This window comes from Diaphorobacter sp. HDW4A (assembly GCF_011305995.1).
In the GTDB taxonomy this organism is placed as follows: domain Bacteria; phylum Pseudomonadota; class Gammaproteobacteria; order Burkholderiales; family Burkholderiaceae_C; genus Diaphorobacter_A.
Window position 1 is genome coordinate 1042327 of record NZ_CP049910.1, and the last position, 18012, is coordinate 1060338.

Sequence of the window (18012 nt, forward strand, 5' to 3'; positions counted from 1 at the left end):
AAATGCCGGGTTCAGGTTTCCACTTTCCACAGTTTCCATAACAACATCAGAACTTCAGGAGCATTTTCATGGATCGCAGACAATCGTTACGGTGGCTGGGCTCGGCCGCCGTCGTGGCTCAGTTGCCTATTACCACCCTGGCACGCGCCCAGGCGCAGACTGCCACCACGCAGGCGGCCAGCAAAAAAGGCGTGATGCTGATGAACCGCATCGCACCTTCGGTGTCCGAGCTGTACATCGCCAATCTGGATGGTGGCGGCGAGCGCAAGTTGCTTCTCGATGGCGCCTTCGACTACAACGCCAGCCTCTCCAGCAATGGCGACTGGTTGCTGTTCACGTCCGAGCGCCGTGGCGATGGACAGTCCGACATCTACCGCGCACGTCCCGACGGTACGGGAGCGGCCCCCGTCATCGTGGACGATTCCATGGATGACGCCGCTGCACTCTCGCCGGATGGTCGCCTGCTCGCGTTCGTGTCCACCCGCAATGGCTACCGCGCGAACATCTGGCTGAAGGATGTCTATTCCGGGCGTCTCACCCAACTCACGGGTGTCGGCGACGTCCGAGGCAAAGAGGGCAAGCCCGACTGCTACTTCCGTCCCTCGTGGTCGCCCGATGGCAAGTGGATCGCGTTTTCCAGTGACCGCAACACCGAATGGACTGGCCACGATCAGGGTCAGGGCTGGGAGCACACGCAGGAGCTCGCGATCTACGCGATCCGTCCGGATGGCACGGGTTTTCGCAAGGTGGTCGGCAAGCCAGGTTACTGCCTTGGCTCCCCGAAATGGTCGCTCGACGGCAAGCGCATCGTGTTCTATGAGATGACGGTGGAAGCCACGTGGGGTGCGCGTCGCCCCAACTACATCGGCAAGGCCTATTCGCAGATCGTGTCGGTGGATGCGACCACGGGTGGCGATCGTGTCGAGCACACGACCGGCACCGACCTCAAGCTGCAGCCGCAATATCTGAGCCATACCGAGATCGGTTACCTCATCAAGTACGGGCCGAACGAAGGTCTCGCCTACACGTCGGGCCGAGCGCCGGTCAAGCAAACATCCGTGCGCGCGCCGAGTTGGACGGCGGATGGCAAATCGGTGATCTATGAAAAGGTGTCCTTCAAGCCTGTGCGTCCATTGATGAAGTCGCTCTTCAGCTGGGACCCGGACTTTGAATACCGCCATGTTGACGTCTATCCCCTCATGTCGCGCGATGGCTGGATTGCCTATACCGACAAGCAGACCGGCAACGCGTCGCTGTGGATCATGCGTGGCGATGGCACGCAAAAGCGCAAGGTGTTCGAGTCTGAAGGTCGCGGTCTGAATGACGTCAAGGTGCGCATGGGTCTGGCGGGGGCCTTCCAGCCATCGTGGTCTCCCGATGGCGAATGGCTGTCGTTCGGCTTGGGCTACTGGTTCTTCGAGCGCAACACCATGGCGGCTGCGCTGTGGCGTGTGAAACGCGATGGCAGTGGTGCCGAGCAGTTGACTGAAAGCGGCGATGTGAACGCAGGTTTTCCGGCCTATTCTGGCGACGGCAAGGAGATCGCGTATCGCGTGTGGGGCAAGACGGAACGCGGACTGCGCATTCTGAATCTGGAGACCCGCAAGGTGCGCGTGCTCACCAACGGGCAGGACAACATGCCTGGCTGGTCGCCTGATGGCCAGCGCATTGTCTTCACCCGCAAGCGTGAAGATGGCAACTACGACGTCTACACGATTCGTCCGGACGGCACCGACCTGTATCGCTGCACTGATCATGAATCCAGCGATGGACATGCGGTATGGGCGGCCGATGGGCGCATTCTGTGGAGTGGGTCGCAGCATGGCTTCCGGGATGAGGCGGCCTTGTATGAGCAGACTTTTCAGCAGTATGGGCAGATCTATGTGATGAATGCGGACGGCTCCGGCAAGCGTCTGCTCACGGACAGCAAGTGGGAAGACTCGATGCCTTTGTTTATTCCTTTGAGTTGATTTTTTAATTCTGCTGCGGGGTGGTTTTTCGAGGCCGGGATGCGCGCCCGGCGGCGCAGTCACTTTTGCTTGCGCGCAAAAAGTAACCCCAAACGCGCTTTCAAGTCCCGCGACAGAACCCACTGCGCACTTGCGCGCTCCGTTCGGACAACCGCCGCGAGTCAGTTTTGAAGAGGTGTGTTCGTCCCTCTCCCGCAAGCGGGAGAGGGACAGGGCGATTGTGTGAGCTCTACTTGTTTTTGTTGGTTCCTTCAAGCTCGCGCGATTCATGACCTTTGGGTTGTGATCGCGCATTTTTTTGGTTGTGTGTTTCATGACGATCTCTCCATTTGACAACTTCATCGACGGTGCGTGGTTTGCTGGCAGCAGCTACGCGAAGAACATCAACCCGTCAGATACCTCCGATGTGATCGGCGAGTACGCGCAGGCGGATGCTGCTCAGTTGAATCAGGCGGTCGGTGCTGCGCGTGCGGCATTCGCATCGTGGTCGGTGTCGGGCATTCAGGCGCGTGCGGATGCGTTGGACAAGATAGGCACCGAAATACTCGCGCGGCGCGAGGAACTGGGCACGCTGTTGTCGCGTGAGGAGGGCAAGACGCGGCCTGAAGGCATTGGCGAGGCGACTCGGGCGGGCAACATTTTCAAGTTCTTTGCAGGGGAGTGCCTGCGCCTTGTCGGGGAAGTGATTCCTTCGGTGCGACCCGGTGTGGGTGTGGAGGTGACGCGCGAGCCGGTGGGGGTCGTGGGGCTGATTACGGCGTGGAATTTTCCAATTGCGATCCCTGCTTGGAAGATTGCTCCGGCATTGGCTTACGGCAACTGTGTGGTGTTCAAACCAGCAGATCTGGTGCCAGGCAGTGCGTGGGCATTGGCCGAGATCATCAGCCGCAGCGGGATTCCGGCGGGGGTGTTCAATCTGGTGATGGGGCGCGGCAGCGTGGTGGGAGATGCGCTGGTGAATCACCCGGGCGTGAATGCCATCAGCTTCACAGGCTCGCAGGCGGTGGGCACGCGGATTGCGCAGCAGTGCGTGCAGAGTCTCAAGAAGGTGCAGCTCGAGATGGGTGGCAAGAACCCGCAGGTTGTGCTGGATGACGCGAATCTGGAGCAGGCCGTGGAGCTGTGCGTGCAAAGCGCCTTCTTCTCGAGCGGGCAGCGCTGCACGGCGTCGAGCCGCATCATCGTGACGGACGGAATTCACGACCTGTTTGTCGATGCGATGAAGGCGCGCATGGCCACCCTCAAGGTGGGCGATGCGCTGGCAGCGGACGTCGATATCGGGCCCGTGGTTTCGCAGGCGCAGTTGGAGCAGGACCTGAGCTATGTGGAAATCGGCAGGCACGAAGGCGGGCTGCTGGCTGCCGGTGGCGAGCGGCTGGAGCGCGAGAAAAACGGCTTTTACATGGCGCCAGCGCTCCTCATCGACACCACAAGCGAGATGCGCATCAACCGCGAAGAGGTCTTTGGTCCGGTTGCGAGCGTCATCCGTGTGAAGGACTACGAAGCCGCTCTGTTCGAAGCCAACAACACGCCGTTCGGTCTGTCGGCTGGAATTGCGACGACTTCGCTGAAGCACGCCACACACTTCAAACGCCACAGCCAGGCGGGCATGGTGATGGTGAATCTGCCGACCGCTGGCGTGGACTACCACGTGCCGTTCGGCGGTCGCAAGGAGTCGAGCTATGGCCCGCGCGAGCAGGGGCGCTATGCACAGGAATTCTTCACCGTGGTGAAGACGGCATACATCGGTTGCTGAGGATGGGCTGGATGACCTGATGGCCGTTGGCGCCATCCAGCACCGAAGCGATTCGGTTATTTCGTCGTCAGACCGGAAGCCTTCACGATGGTCTCCGTGCGCGGCGTTTCCTTGGCGATGAACTGCTCGAAGTCCTGCACGCTGCCGCCCATCGGTTCCGCGCCGGTGCCCTGCAGTTTCTTGTTGAATTCCGCGTTCTTCAGCGCTTCATTGATCGCCGCGTTGAGCTTGCCCACGATGAGCTTGGGCGTGCCGCCCGGTGCTGCGATGCCATACCACGGTGCAATGTTGTAGCCGGGGATCTTCTGCTCGGCAATGGTGGGGATGTCTTTGGCCATGTCGGAGCGTTTGTCGGTAGACATCCCCAGCGCGACGAGCTTGCCCGCGTTCACCTGAGGCAGGGCGGTCATGATGGTGTCGAAGTACAGCGATACATGGCCCGCGATCAACGCCGGAATCGCGTCGCCAGCGCCCTTATAGGGCACATGCAGGATGTCCACGCCCGCCATCTGCTTGAACATCTCTCCCGCGATGTGCGAGGTGGTTCCTGCACCGAACGAGGCGTAGGACAGCTCGCCGGGGTGAGTCTTGGCGTACTGGATCAGTTCGGCCAGTGTCTTGAATGGTTGATCTTTGTTGGTCAGCAGCACGTTCGGCGTGTAGGCGACAAGTGCCACCTTTTCGAACGTGTCCGGGTTGTAGCTCAGGTTCTTGAGCGTGAACTTGTTGGTCACCATCGAAGCTGGGCCGCTCATGAGCAGCGTGTAGCCGTCAGCAGGTGCATTCGCCACCGCAATGCTGCCGATGCTGGCGGAGCCGCCTGGCTTGTTGTCCACGATGAAACTCTGTTTGAATTTGGCGCTCAAGCTGTGGGCGAGCTGGCGCGAGATCAGATCAGTGGCCGAGCCGGCGGAGAACGGTACGACGATCTTGACTGCGCGGGTTGGCCACTGTTCAGGAGCTTCGTTGGCCATGACGGCTCCTGCATGTGCGCCGACGAGCGCGACGATCAGACTTGTCAGATTTTTGTTGAACTTGAACTGCATGCTGGCAACCTTTCTAGCGTGTGATGAATGCAAAGCGGACGTAAACGGGGGGGAGTCGTTGGAGCGCGTTCAGCCACGCTGCAGGACTCGGGCCTGCTGCGGGAAATGCTGAACTGCGGTGAGCGAACGGTCTGCCGGAGGGCTTAGTAGCCGAGCGCGCAGCCGTCCTTGCGGTGGTCGGACGCGCCTTGCAGCGAGCCGTTGTCCCAGTCGATGCGGATGGCCTGGCAGCCGCCGATCGCTGGTTGTGCAGGGGCGATGAACTGGTAGCCCTTGGTCGTCAATTCATCGGTGGCTTCGGCTGGCATGGTGTGCTCGCACTCGACCACGTCCTTGCCTGGAATCGGGAAGAGGCGGGGCAGGTCGCTTGCGGCCTGAATGTCCATACCGTAGTCGACCACCTTGCTGAGAAAGTGTGCGTGGCCCATGGCTTGGTAGTGGCCGCCCATCACGCCGAACACATATTCGATGCGGCCGTTCTTGGAGGCCATGCCCGGAATGATGGTGTGCAGTGGGCGCTTGTGTGGGCCGATGCAGTTGGGATGGTCTGCCTGAAGTTCGAAACTCTGTCCACGGTTGTGCAGCAAAATGCCTGTGCCCGGATCGATCAGGCCAGAGCCAAAGGGATGGAAGATCGAGTTGATGAAGCTCGCGCAGTTGCGGTCCTTGTCGACCACGCTGATGTAGACCGTGTCCTTGTGTTCGATCGCCTCGCTGCGCTGGGCCTGGCTGACCGCCTCGGCCAGATCGCCAGTGCTCACGCGGCGCGCGAATTCGTCGGAGAGGACATAGTCCACATCCATGTCGGCAAATTCGGGATCAGCGAGCAGCAGATCGCGAACGCGATAAGCGATGCGCGTTGCATCGATTTCGGTCTGTAAGCGCGCTGCAGATAAGGCTTGGGGGGCGATGGCTTGCTGCTTGAGGATATTGAGCAGCAGCAGCGCGACAATGCCTTGACCTGGTGGTGGGCACTCGTGCACTTGGTAGTCGCGGTATGCGATCTGGATCGGATCGACGAACTCGCCGCGGTAGCTTGCGAAGTCTTCGAGCGTGTGCGTGCCGCCTTTGCTTTGCAGATAGCCGACGAGACTATCGGCAATCTCGCCTTCGTAGAACGCTTTGCGGCCGCCGGCTGCGATGCGGCGCATGGACGCGCCGAGTCGGGGGTGCTTGTGCACCATGCCCGGCCTGGGCGCTGCGCCGTCGATCATCAACAGCTCGCGGCCTTCGGGCGTGGCGTTGATCAATGTGGACTGCATCCGCCAGTCCTGCGATGTGCGCGGTGCCACCACGTAGCCTTTTTCGGCAAAGTCGATGGCGGGCGCGAGGATACGCGCGAGCGGCTGACTGCCGAATCGTTCGCGCAACTGCACCCATGCGTCCACCGCGCCCGGCACGGTCACGGCATGCGCGGACTGGCGTGGCAAAAACTTCTCGCCGGTGGCCGTCAGTGCCGCCACGTCGATGTTCTTCGGCGCCCAGCCCGCGCCATTGAAAGCGGTGATCCGGTCCGTGCCTTTTTCGCTATATAGCGCAAAGCAGTCGCCGCCGATGCCGGTCGAGCCGGGCTCCACCACGCATTGCACGGCGCAAGCGGCAATGGCGGCGTCCATCGCGTTGCCACCGTCCTGCAGCACCTGGATGGCGGCCAGCGTGGAAGAGGGGTGGGAAGTCGCCGCCATGCCATTGGCAGCCATGACGACGGAACGGCCGGTTTTCTGGAAGTCTCTCATGTGCTTTTGTTGCCTATCTCTTCTGTCTAACTCTGTGAACGGACGGTGCCATATGAACACTGCACTCATCTCAAAATGGATAATTGGATCCAATTTGAGTTTAACAAAGCAACATGCATGCCATGTCTAAGGGTTTGCGCTAGTAGGGGCGGGTGGAGGGAGTCGGCCTGATGACGTTGGAAATGCTCTCTTGACGTTCTGAGAGGAAGTGGCGCGTGCAAGCGCTGCCTCGCTTTGGTGCGGGGGGCACCAAATGGGGTCGCGCAAACAGTACGTTCAAGATCAAGGGTGTAGCGTGCGGCGAAGCCACCGCCGTTTGCTCGTCCTCGTCGCAGTTGCGGATGCGAACAGCGCAGCTCGCGTGTGGTTCGTGTCGATGGATTGAGCGCTGGCACTTTATACGCTGCAGATGACGAAATGGGGGGTGTGAGTCCGATTTCTTCTGAAGGGAGGTACCCGGCCGATGAGATGGGCGGGATGTTCAGGCGAGATCAACCGGTCGTTACGGCGATCTTGCTGAATATCTCTCAACAAGTACTGCGGCTTGTTGATTTCATGGATCCGGCGGTCTCCTGTTTGCCAGAAACCCCCCTCCTGAATTATCAAATATTCAGCCTCAAGTTGAGATGTTTAAATGCCATCACCTCGATTTGGAAAGGTGCATATGGAAAAAGAAGCGTTGGCAAAATTTGGGGCACTTCATGGATTGAAAGTTCTGGAAATCGGATCGACGGCATCCGGGCCATTCTGTGGAAGGATGTTTGCTGATTTTGGCGCGGATGTGGTGAAGATTGAATCTCCGGATGGCGATCCTATTCGTGGTCTGGGGCACGAAATGAATGGAAAGTCGTTGTATGCTGCCAGCATCCTGAGAAACAAACTGAATGTTTCCATTGATCTCAAGAAAACGGAAGGCCAATCCCTAGTCAAGGAGTTGATTTCGGATATCGATATTGTCATAGAGAACTTCAGGCCTGGAACGTTGGAAAAGTGGGGCGTGGGCTACGAGGATCTATCAAGAATCAACCCCCAACTCATCATGATTCGAATTAGCGGCTATGGCCAGACCGGTTGTTATAAACATAAACCCGGTTACGGAGTCATTGGTGAGGCAATGAGTGGACTGCGTGATTTGATCGGCGAGCCGGATCGCCCGCCATCGCGTGTCGCCATGCCTTTGACGGATTACGTTACTGCGTTATATGCCGTGATCGGTGGCCTGATGGCTGTGCGCGCTCGCTCTATCACAGGCAAGGGGCAGATGATAGATGTCAGTCTGATCGAGTCAGCCTTCAGCTTTATGGAGTCATACGTACCAGCGTACGCACAGAAAGGTATCGAGGAGACACGTTCTGGCGCACGCTTGCCTAATAGTGCTCCCAATACCATTTTCAAGTGCAAGGATGGTGAATATATTCATATTGCCGCATTGGCTGACAATGTGTTTCGACGCTTGGCGATGGCCATGGGAAATCCGGCGCTTGGTGAGAATAATAAATTTTCCACGCAAAAATCAAGAAATGCCAACGAGTCAGAAATAGAGAAAATCATTCAGCATTGGGCTGGGCGGAACGATTCGTCCGTGGTTCAGTCCGCCCTTGATGAAAATGACGTTCCAGCCGCCAAGGTATATAAAATGAAGGATATCTTCGGGGATGATTATTTCAGGTCGCGGGACATGCTGGTGGATGTACCGGATGAAGATATTGGAGTCATCACGCTTGCGGGCGTCATTCCCCGGCTCAGTGAAACGCCTGGAAGTATCCGCTGGACCGGGAAAAAGACGGGGGAAGACACTCGGAATTTTCTGAAAAACAGAATGCAATTATCCGAAGATCGTATTGGAAATCTTTTTCAGTCCGGTGTTGTGTTTTCTCATCAGAACCGCAATTGAATCTATTTAAAATACAGGAGATAATAATGGAGAAATTCAAAGCCTTTCGAGTTCACACCATCGGTGACAAGCCCGTCTGCCGATTCGAGCAGCTCACCATGGATGAGATCGACGACGGCCCGGTGGTCATCAAGGTCGCCTATTCGGCAATCACCTACAAAGATGCCATGGCCGCACGCGGAGTCGGCCGCAACGTGCGTACCGATCGCCCCTGCGTCACGGGGGTGGACCTCTCGGGAACGGTTGTCCAATCGGCAGACGCGCGCTTCAAGGCAGGTGATCGGGTCGCGGTGACGAACTATCAGCTTGGAACCATGCACGATGGTGCCTACGCGGATTACGCCCGCGTCCCCGCCGAATGGGTGGTGCCCCTGCCTGACACGCTTTCGTTGTTCGACGCCATGGTGCTGGGCACGTCCGGGTTGACCGCCGCGCTCGCCATTGACCGGTTGCAGAAAGCGGGACTTAAGCCCGAGGATGGCCCGGTCGCCATCTCGGGCGCCACCGGCGGCGTGGGCAGTCTGGCGATCAACATGCTGGCCAATATCGGCTACGAAGTCGTTGCGATTTCCGGCAAGCCTGAACAGAGCGATTACCTGAAGAACATCGGCGCCAGCAAGATCATCCTGCGCGACGATTTCATGCGGGATTCCGCTCCGATGGTCAGCGGAGCCTATCTGGCGGCCGCGCTGGACAACGTCGGCGGGCAATTCCTTGATCGCCTGTGTGCCAATGTCAAGCCATATGGAAAGGTAGCCATCGCCGGCATGGTCCACGTCGACACCCACATGACGGTGCTGCCATTTGTATTGCGCTCGGTGGATATTCTCGGAATCAATGTGTCGCGCCAATTGCAGATGCCCGAGCGCAAGCGTCTGTGGAATCGCATGGGTGCTGATTTGAAACCCACGAAGTCGGACGTGATCGCCAAGGTGATTCCTTTCGAAGATCTGGACAGAACCATGGATAGCTTCTTCAACATTTCCACGGTGGGGCGCGTGGTGGTCGAGGTGACTGAGCAGGCACAGCGCTGATGCCCTGATTTCACCAAAGCATCACAGGAGACAAAATGGATTTCAAACTGACCGAGGACCAGGAAATGCTGGTCGATGCCGCCAAAAAAATCAGCGAAAGACACTTGCAGCCACTGCTGTTGGCGCGCAACAAGAGGACCGCCCTGTCAAAGCACGATGTGCTTGAGATTCTTTCCAAGGCCGCCGACATCGGATTGACCTCCGCGCGCATTCCGGAGGAGGGCGGCGGCATGGGCATGAAGATGCTGGACTACGGGTTGGTCATGGAGCAGATTGCGCCCACGATCGGTCTCATCGTCCAGCCGCACGAGGCCACGACCACGCGCATCTATTTTGGTGGTTCGGAGCAGCAGAAGCAGCGATTTGTGCCCGGCCTGATGGCCGGTACTTTGGTCGGTGCCACCGGAAGCACGGAGCCCGACTGCGGCTCCGATCCGCGCGGCATCAAGACCACGGGCGAGTGGAGCGGGGATGACATCGTCGTCAACGGACGCAAGCAGTGGATCTCCAACTCCACCGTATGCGACGTCATCCACATCACCTGCCGTGTTCCGAAAGAGGGCGGTGGATATCGCATGGGGCGCATTCTCGTTGACTGCGCGGAGTCGCCTTTTGAGGCCGAAGAGGTGGCGATGCACGGGCTTTGCCAGGCACCGCTGGGAGAGGTCTCCTTCAGTGACTGCCGGGTTCCCGCAGCCAACATCTGTCCGGACGATGAGAACACTGCAAAACTGCTCACGATCACGTGGTTGGCCAACCGCCCTGCCGTGGGTTTGATGGCGGTTCATCTGGGGCAGAAGGCGCTGGATTTGGCCAGAGACTATGTGGGTGTACGCAAGCAGTTCGGCAAGCACATCGGAGCGTTTCAATCCATCCAGGTGGATCTCGCTGACATTGAAACCTTGGTCATGTCGTCCAGACTGCTTTGCTACAACGCGCTTTCGGCGATCGACCACGGAGCGCGGGCCAATGGCCTGTCCGCAATGGCCAAGCGCTACGCCGTGGATGCCTGCGACCGGGCCATCGCGCTGGCCATGAGGATCCACGGGGCCATGGGCCTCAGTGAGGAGCTGGGGCTCGAGCAGATGGCAAGGGACGTGCGCACGCTCACCATTCCTGATGGCACTCCCGGAATTCTTGCGCTGATTCAAGGGCGTGAACTGACGGGCATGGACGCCTTCAGGGCCTGACCCCAGAGGACCCTTAGCATGAACTCACCGACAAACGACAAACCACTGCGCGGATTGCGTGTGCTGGAAGTGGACGCGCTGGGGCCTGTGCCGTTGGCATGCATGATGCTGGCGGATTGGGGTGCTGAGGTAGTGCGCGTGGAAAACCCGGCCTCGCGCAGTGCGCCTGACACTTATGGATCCGTGCTGCGAGGCCGCGTCCGTGTGACGCTGGATCTGAAGAACGGACAGGGTCAGCAGGAATTCATGGAGCTGGCCGAAAGCGCCGATGTGCTGGTCGAAGGCATGCGGCCCGGCGTCATGGAGCGCCTGGGCTTGGGGCCTGAGGCGGTGTTTGAAAAAAACGAGCATCTGGTCTATGCGCGCATGACGGGTTGGGGGCAGGAAGGGCCTCTTGCCAGCGAGGCGGGGCACGACATCAACTACATCGCATTGTCGGGTGTACTTCACGCCATCGGTCCCGAGAGCAAACCCGCCATTCCGTTGAACCTGATCGGAGACTTCGCTGGCGGATCGTGCTTTCTGTTGATGGGCGTTCTCGCGGCGCTGTATCGACCCAGGGTGGAGCGCCGACGCGTGGTGATCGACGCCGCGATGGTCGACGGCGTGTCGGTGCTGATGTCGCTGATGCACAGCCGCCAGCACATGGGGCAGTGGCAGGACCAGCGAGCCAGTAACCCGCTGGACGGCGCACTGCCCTGGTACGACACCTACCGGACGAAAGATCAACAGCACATCGCGGTCGGCGCGCTTGAGCCGAAATTCTACGCGCACCTGATCGACACGCTTGGTCTGAAGGATCTCCCGTCGCGTGACGACAGGGGGAATCTGCCGACCATCCGCGCCGCGTTTGAGCGGACGTTCGCCACGCGATCACGCGATGAATGGGCGGAGATATTCAAGGGCAAGGATGCCTGCGTTACGCCGGTGCTGAACATGGCCGATGCGCGCACGAGCCCGCATCTCACAAGCCGCAGCACGTTTGCATTATTGGACGGTGAGCCGGTGCCAGCGCCGGCACCGATATTCAACAACAAGAGAAGCCCGATTGCACAACAGGGCCAGTTTGCAGAAGCGAAAGATGCCATCCGCCGTTGGCGTGGCGTCTAGAGACCACTCAAATCACGGAGACAAGAAATGAAGCGACGCTCTCTCATCACGGCAGGAATGGCATTTCCATTCGCCCATGTTATGGCCGGCACGGCTGATTCGGGCAAACCGGTGACTCTGGTCATCGGCTACTCCGCTGGCGGCAACGTCGACAGCCTTGCGCGCATGCTGGGCAGTCGCCTTGCGAAAATCATGAATGCGACCTTCGTGGTTGATAACAAGCCAGGTGCAAACGAGATGATCGCCACGCAGACGGTGACGAGAGCCGAGCCGGATGGCCACACGATTCTGATCGCAACTGAAGCGCCCATCACCCAGAGCCAGTTTCTCTACAAGAAACTGGCCTATGTGCCCGAAGAGATCGCACCGATCATCCTGCTGGTGCAAGTGCCGCTTGTGCTCGTAGCGCGTCCGGATTTTCCCGCGAAGAATCTCAAGGAGTTTCTGGAGTACGGCAGGAAAAACCAGATCATCGCCGGATCGGCCGGCATTGGCGGGGTGACCCATCTGCCCATAGCGATGCTGGCCAAGACACAGAACATCCAGTGGACCCACGCGCCCTACAAGGGGTCTGCCGCCATGTTTCCGGACCTGATCGGGGGGCGCATCGATGTCTGCTTCACCGGCAGCAGCGCAGCCATTGCACAGATCAAATCGGGCAAGGTCAAAGGTCTGGGCGTGGGTTCAAAAGAGCGCATGCCCGCACTTCCCCAACTGGAAACGTTTGAAGAAGCCGGCATTGCCAACATCGGTGCGCAGTACACGATTGGCGTCTATGGGCCGCCGAACCTGCCAGAGAAGCTCCGGAGTCAACTGGCTCTGGCCAGCCAGCAGGTGCTTAAGGATCCGTCGTTCGTGGCGTCCGCCATCACTCCGAACAGCTACTTTGTCGATGGAAGAGCGGGGGCTGAATTCCAGGAGTTCATCAAAGCCAGCCGCGTGAGCGAAAAAGTGCGCGTGGAAAGCTCGGGCGCCCAGCTGGAATAGGCGACAGCACGGTGGCTCAAGGCGCTTTGGGGGATCTGCTCTCCAGCATGTCTTCCAGGCCCAGTGAATGGGTTTCGATCGGGAAGTATTTGCGCGTCAGTATGTTCAGGAACTGCCGCGCATGGAACGAGAGGAATTCAAGCTCGCCGAACACTGCGCGCCTCTGCCTGAAGGCCCAGGGTTCGTTAATCCGCAGACATTTGAGTCGGTATTTCTGACAAAGGCGCAATGCCACGGATTCCGGGATGATGGACACGCCGGCGTTGCTTTCTACCAGTCGCGCAATCGGGTCAAAGCTGTCCAGCAGGACCCGAAAATCGACCTGAAGTTGCGCCGCTTCGACATGCTCGGAGATGAAGTCTTTCAGCGTGCTCCCGTAGATGCTCAATTGGCGGTGCTTCACGACATCCGCCAGGCGAGGCAGTTCGGTCCGGTCGAGCGCGTGGCCGACGGGAAAGATCACACCGATGTAGTCCGTGGAAAAGTGAATGGAGTTGAGTTCGAAAAGATCTTCGTCGCCGGTGATCAAGGCGAGATCGGATTCAAAATCAAGCACGCCACGGATAGCTTGCCGGGCATTGCGCGGATGAACATCCACTCTGACTTCGCCATCGGATTTGAGCAGCGTTGCAAGGATATCTGGAACGATCTCCGCAATGGAGGCGGCATTGGCGAGCACCCTCAACTGTCCGGCACCATGCGATTGGTTGGACGAAAATAGCTTCCGCGTCAGTTCATACTCCTTCACGATATTGGCTGCATGGACTCGGAAAGTATTGCCTGCAGCGGTTAATGTCAGTCCATTGTTATCGCGATAGAACAACTTGGTTCCCAATTGACCTTCCAGTGATTTCAATCTCGAACTTGCTGCCGAGAGCGAACGTGCCTGTTCCTTCGCTCCTTGCGTCAGGCTGCCCGTGTCTGCAATCTTGAGAAAAAGTTGCATGTCCTTGATGTCGAAATTCATTGCCAATTCCCTTGGGTGGTGTTTGTGCACGCGATAGACGTAGTCGCATACTCAGTAACGGGGCTGCGAAGTACCTTCAGAAGTTCTGCAGTGTTGACGGTACTTCTCTGGGGGTTGCAAGATTATTCTGGACAATAAAAAGCCCGCACTGCAAGGATGCATGTGGGTTTCGGGATGGCGTAGGACTTCTTTGAACGAATCTTTGGCCCCAGAGGAGCTCACATTGTTGAAATTTATGTATATGAAATATGGATTTTCTATATGTGAATTTTGAAAGTACCGACAAAAGAAGAAGTCCTTCTGTTCATGGCTTGGAGTTGCTGCAAATTACATGCGAAATGACCGCGGGGTAGCGCTGGTCGACCGCTTGTTTTGCGGACGCGATGGGCTACCTCCCGCCATGACAAAGAGCTAGGCCATGCTTATGAAATAAGCACATGGATTCGTAGCCTGATCCGGTAGAAGGGGGCTTTCCCCCCACATTTACGATCACGAATTTTTCTTTAGCCCAGAGATATCGGTTGCAAGGTTATGCTTTGGCTCCGGGAGGTCGTGGTGCCCGTGCTGGTCAGCGGCGCGTTGTTGCACAACTCGAGCCCTTATCTGCGGTAGCCTCACCGAATGAGTGAATCGTGCTGGGGTAAGCGGCGCTACCACACCACAAACTGGAAAGCCTGGCCACAACAAGACATTTTCGGATGCTGCCATCCAGTTTTGCCTGACCATCAAATGCCTGTTCAGTTTGCCCTTGCGCCAGGCCTTGGGTTTGGTGCAGTCGTTGTTGGGAATGGCCACCTGACTACAGCACGGTGTGTCGCAGACAAAAGGGTGTGAATGTTCAGGTGTGCTACCGTCCAAGCCGCAATGGGCTGCACTTGCTCGCGGATTCCACAGGAATCAAATTCTTGGGCGAGGGTGAATGGAAAACCAAGAAGCACGGCGCAGAGCGCCGCCGCCAGTGGCGCAAGGTGCATCTGGGGTAGGGACGAAGAAGAATTGCTTCAAACGATTGGGCGAGAAGGTGATGGCCCGCACGTTTGAGCGACAAGTGACCGAACTCAACATTCGCGCATCCATCCTCAATCGCTTTACCGAGCTGGGCACACCCCAAACAGTGGCCATGGCATAGCTACGTCTGGGGTTGCGGAAGGCTCGGTCTTGGATGGAGATATGTAATAACGCCCCGTTCGTCAATCAATCGCAATACCGTTGGTCCTGATGATGTCTCCCCACACGTTGCGCTCGGTTTTGACAAAGGCATCAAACGCCTGTGAATCCAAGTACAGCGGCTCCACGCCGATCTCTATCATCTTGCGGCGAGTGTCAGGCTGTTCGGTCGCCTGACGAAGGAGGGTGCTCATTTTCTTTAGGATGTCAGGCGATGTGCCATGAGGCGCGAAGATACCATCCCACCCCACCACGTTGAAGCCGCTCACGCCTTGTTCGGCGATCGGCTTGACGCCGGGGAGCACATCACTGGGTTTGCTGGACGTGAGGCCCAGTGCGCGCAGTTTGCCGCTGGCGATATGGGCGCGCGAGGCGGTGACGGTATCGATGAGCAGCGGGATCTGGCCGCCCATCAGATCGGTGAGTGCCTGGCCGGACGCCTTATACCTCACTCCTTGCAGCTTGGTCTGCGCTGACTTGTTCAATTGCGCCAACACGACGATAGCCGTCGTGCTGGGAAGGCCCACGCTCAGCGCTCCGGGTTGGGTGTGGGCTTGGGCGACCAGAGCGGCGATGCCATTGGTGGGGAGATTAGGCTCCGTGGTTGTGAGCACTGAAGGCAGGATGCCGATCAGGGCTACGGCGTCAAAGTCCGAGGCTGGCTTGATGCCCATGTTGGGATACAGGAATTCGTTGGCCGCGTTGGTGGCATTGGTGCCTAGCAAAAAGGTGTAGCCATCGGGCTTGGACTGGGCTGCAGCCAGCATGCCAATGTTGCCACCCGCGCCGGCCTTGTTTTCCACCACTACTGGCTGGCCTAGGCCTTTTTGCAGTTCATTGGCAATCAGCCGCATCAGCACATCCGCGCCCTGGCCTGCACCGTAGGGAACAATGACGCGCACCGGCTTTTCGGGCCATGAGGTTGGTTGCGCTGCGGCAGGCAATGCGGTGGCGCAGACGGTGAGTGAGAGGATGGTGGCCCTGAAGAGTGCTGGCAACATTGAATCATCCCCTGAAGTGCTTGCAGCGACGTAGCATTGGCTGTGTTTATTACAATGTGGACGTCTATGTTCTGGTAAATTGCAGCAGCAATGGACTGCTTTGCCGTCAGAATATGGGATCAGAAAAGAATCCAACAGGGTGCGTACTCTGATCTGTTGTTCACAATGTAGACATGCCATCATGATTGACAAATCAGAACCATCGTCGCGCTCCGGTACTCAGAGTCTGCAACGCGCGGCGGCGCTTTTGCGCGCACTGATGGTCAGCAATCGTCAGGGTGCATCGGCCACGGAACTGGCCGCGCATGCCGCCATCGAGCGCACCACAGCGCACCGCATGCTCAAATGTCTGGTGGAGGAAGGGTTGGTGGTGCAAGATGGCACGAGTCGGCGTTTTTATCTGGGCCCTCTCGCCTATGAGATGGGCATTGCCGCAGCAGAGCGCACCGATCTGCGATCGCTCGGGCGGCCGATCCTCTCGAAGATTGCCGAAGTCACTGGTGATACTGCCTTCTTCATGATCCGCAGTGGAGACGATTCGGTATGCATCGACCGGGCGGAAGGTGCCTATCCGGTACGCGCCTTCGTGGTGGACGTGGGCACGCGCCGTCCGCTGGGTGTCGGCGCCAATAGTCTGTCCGTGCTGGGGGCTCTGCCCGAGGGCGAGGCGGAGGCGGTGCTACTGCGGAATGAAAAATTCATTTCCGCCATTGAAGGCTTGAGCATGGACCTCATTCGTAAACGCGTGCAGAAAGCGCGTGCTCAAGGCCATGTGGCAATGGATGTAGTGGGGCTGCCGGGGGTGAGGGCGGTTGCCGTTCCGGTCAAGACACAGAGCGGGCGGGTGATTGCGGGGTTGAGTATTTCGGCAATCCGGGCCAGGATGACGGGAGCGAGAGAGGGTGTGCTGATTGCAAGACTTCATCAGCACGCACAAGAACTGAGCCGAGCCCTGAGCATGTCTTCTTGAAGACTCTTGGCGTTCCGTGATTATTGAAGAACGCACAACACGATGACAGGGTAGAGAGTCAAGGATGCGCTACCTGCGGCGGCGTTTGGGTTTTCGTTTGGTAGTCACGATAGAGACCATCCCGCGTCATTACGCTCACTTGCTTTGCAGATTTACTGCGTAGCCGACGCCTGGCGCCATGGCCCATCTCGGTTTTGCGGTGCTTGACTTCATTTTCGACTTCGCTTTGTTGGCTTGCTACTCCTGATTCATTCTTGCCAGCCGAGTTGCGACGACTCTCGACTCTCTTGTGTTCTACACCGTTGCAAATCGCTCGTCAAAGGCCTTGCCCAATGCTTTTGCCTCTGTCTGCAGAATATGCCCCAGAGCCTGCTCGCGTTCTGTGCTCATACGTGCTGCCATGCCGCTGACGCTGAGGGCAGCGACGGGTCGACCTGTCTTGCTGATGACAGGGGCGCTCACGCTACGAGCGCAGGAGACGTTGATCACATCCATTGCCACGTATCCATTGCTGCGTGCCACTTGCAACATTGATTGGATTCGCTCTACGCTCATTCCGTCGAAGGCGGCTATGCGCGGTTCGTTCTGATGGAGGCAGAGGTCGGCAACGTGTGGTGGCAAGCTGCTGAGCATGGCGAGACTTCCGCAGCCTATGCCCAATGGTCTACGCGTTCCCACGGTCACTGCCAGGGGCTGGACCGCGTAGACGCCTAAGTAGCGGTCGGCGCACACGGCGTCGTCGCCGCTGCGCATCATGAGGAAGACCGTGTCACCTGTGTCTTCGGAGATGCGTGCCAGTGCGGGTTTGCTGAGACCTGTGAAATCGACGTGCTCGGATGCGGCGAATCCTATCTCGTGCGCGAGGCGTCCGAAGTGGTACTTGCGCGTAACCGTATCAAAGTGGAGTAGTTCCGACGCTGCCAGGCACTGCAGCATGCGATGCGCAGTGCTGCGGTCAATACCTGTGGCTATCGCTAACTGCGCTGCGGTGCCGCCTTTGCGTTGGTTGCGGGTCAATGCTTGCACCAGTGCCATGGCGCGTTGCAGGCTTTGTGTTCCGCCTGGCACCGTGGTGCCTTCTCTAACGGTGATATGAGTGTTCATCTTGTGCACAGCATATTTTTCGAAATCAGCGCGAAATTACTTTTGTTTGCGTAGCATGACATCACTTTTGGGTCTGAATA

The 18012-nt window shown here is 58.2% G+C and carries 13 protein-coding genes and 1 pseudogene; 9 read left to right on the forward strand and 5 right to left on the reverse strand.

Annotated elements, in window-relative coordinates; all coding sequences use genetic code 11:
• Positions 1-68: 68 nt before the first annotated feature.
• Entirely contained in the window at positions 69-1970 is a 1902-nt protein-coding gene (locus G7047_RS04680) for a PD40 domain-containing protein (RefSeq protein WP_166301454.1), read from the forward strand.
• 313 nt (positions 1971-2283) lie between these two features.
• A complete protein-coding gene (locus tag G7047_RS04685; protein WP_205904718.1) occupies positions 2284-3726 on the forward strand; it encodes an aldehyde dehydrogenase family protein in 1443 nt (480 codons plus the stop codon).
• 56 nt (positions 3727-3782) lie between these two features.
• On the opposite strand, the gene G7047_RS04690 is transcribed toward G7047_RS04685, so the two are convergent.
• On the reverse strand, positions 3783-4772 hold the full coding sequence (locus G7047_RS04690; RefSeq protein ID WP_166301457.1) for a tripartite tricarboxylate transporter substrate binding protein: 990 nt from the start codon (positions 4770-4772) through the stop codon (positions 3783-3785).
• Positions 4773-4915: 143 nt separating this feature from the next.
• The gene (locus tag G7047_RS04695) at positions 4916-6508 is read right to left on the reverse strand and encodes a gamma-glutamyltransferase family protein (protein ID WP_166301460.1); all 1593 of its coding nucleotides are present in this window, start codon (positions 6506-6508) and stop codon (positions 4916-4918) included.
• 664 nt (positions 6509-7172) lie between these two features.
• Between G7047_RS04695 and G7047_RS04700 the strand changes: the two genes are divergently transcribed.
• Genes G7047_RS04700 through G7047_RS04720 form a run of 5 tightly spaced genes read left to right on the forward strand, consistent with a single transcriptional unit; the run spans position 7173 to position 12723 of the window.
• Entirely contained in the window at positions 7173-8402 is a 1230-nt protein-coding gene (locus G7047_RS04700; RefSeq protein ID WP_166301463.1) for a CaiB/BaiF CoA-transferase family protein, read from the forward strand.
• A 26-nt stretch (positions 8403-8428) separates the two neighbouring features.
• Positions 8429-9436 carry an acryloyl-CoA reductase gene (locus tag G7047_RS04705; RefSeq protein WP_166301466.1) on the forward strand — a complete coding sequence of 336 codons (1008 nt, stop codon included), beginning with the start codon at positions 8429-8431 and terminating at the stop codon, positions 9434-9436.
• A 35-nt stretch (positions 9437-9471) separates the two neighbouring features.
• Positions 9472-10626: an acyl-CoA dehydrogenase family protein gene (locus tag G7047_RS04710; protein ID WP_166301469.1), complete on the forward strand. Its 1155-nt coding sequence runs from the start codon at positions 9472-9474 to the stop codon at positions 10624-10626.
• Between the two features lie 18 nt (positions 10627-10644).
• A complete protein-coding gene (locus G7047_RS04715; RefSeq protein ID WP_166301472.1) occupies positions 10645-11736 on the forward strand; it encodes a CaiB/BaiF CoA-transferase family protein in 1092 nt (363 codons plus the stop codon).
• A gap of 27 nt (positions 11737-11763) precedes the next feature.
• Entirely contained in the window at positions 11764-12723 is a 960-nt protein-coding gene (locus G7047_RS04720) for a tripartite tricarboxylate transporter substrate binding protein (protein WP_166301475.1), read from the forward strand.
• Positions 12724-12739: 16 nt separating this feature from the next.
• Here G7047_RS04720 and G7047_RS04725 read toward each other — a convergent pair whose 3' ends face one another.
• Positions 12740-13690, reverse strand: a complete 951-nt coding sequence (locus tag G7047_RS04725) for a LysR family transcriptional regulator (protein WP_166301478.1) — start codon at positions 13688-13690, stop codon at positions 12740-12742.
• Positions 13691-14354: 664 nt separating this feature from the next.
• Between G7047_RS04725 and G7047_RS04730 the strand changes: the two are divergent.
• Positions 14355-14819 (forward strand): annotated as a pseudogene (locus G7047_RS04730) (transposase); the annotation flags it as partial.
• A 61-nt stretch (positions 14820-14880) separates the two neighbouring features.
• Here G7047_RS04730 and G7047_RS04735 read toward each other — a convergent pair.
• Positions 14881-15858, reverse strand: a complete 978-nt coding sequence (locus tag G7047_RS04735; RefSeq protein ID WP_166301481.1) for a tripartite tricarboxylate transporter substrate binding protein — start codon at positions 15856-15858, stop codon at positions 14881-14883.
• 79 nt (positions 15859-15937) lie between these two features.
• On the opposite strand from G7047_RS04735, the gene G7047_RS04740 reads away from it, so the two are divergent.
• On the forward strand, positions 15938-16828 hold the full coding sequence (locus tag G7047_RS04740; RefSeq protein ID WP_166301484.1) for an IclR family transcriptional regulator: 891 nt from the start codon (positions 15938-15940) through the stop codon (positions 16826-16828).
• A 294-nt stretch (positions 16829-17122) separates the two neighbouring features.
• Here the strand turns inward: G7047_RS04740 and G7047_RS04745 are convergent, their stop codons facing one another.
• Positions 17123-17932 carry an IclR family transcriptional regulator gene (locus tag G7047_RS04745; protein WP_240939521.1) on the reverse strand — a complete coding sequence of 270 codons (810 nt, stop codon included), beginning with the start codon at positions 17930-17932 and terminating at the stop codon, positions 17123-17125.
• Positions 17933-18012 lie beyond the last annotated feature (80 nt).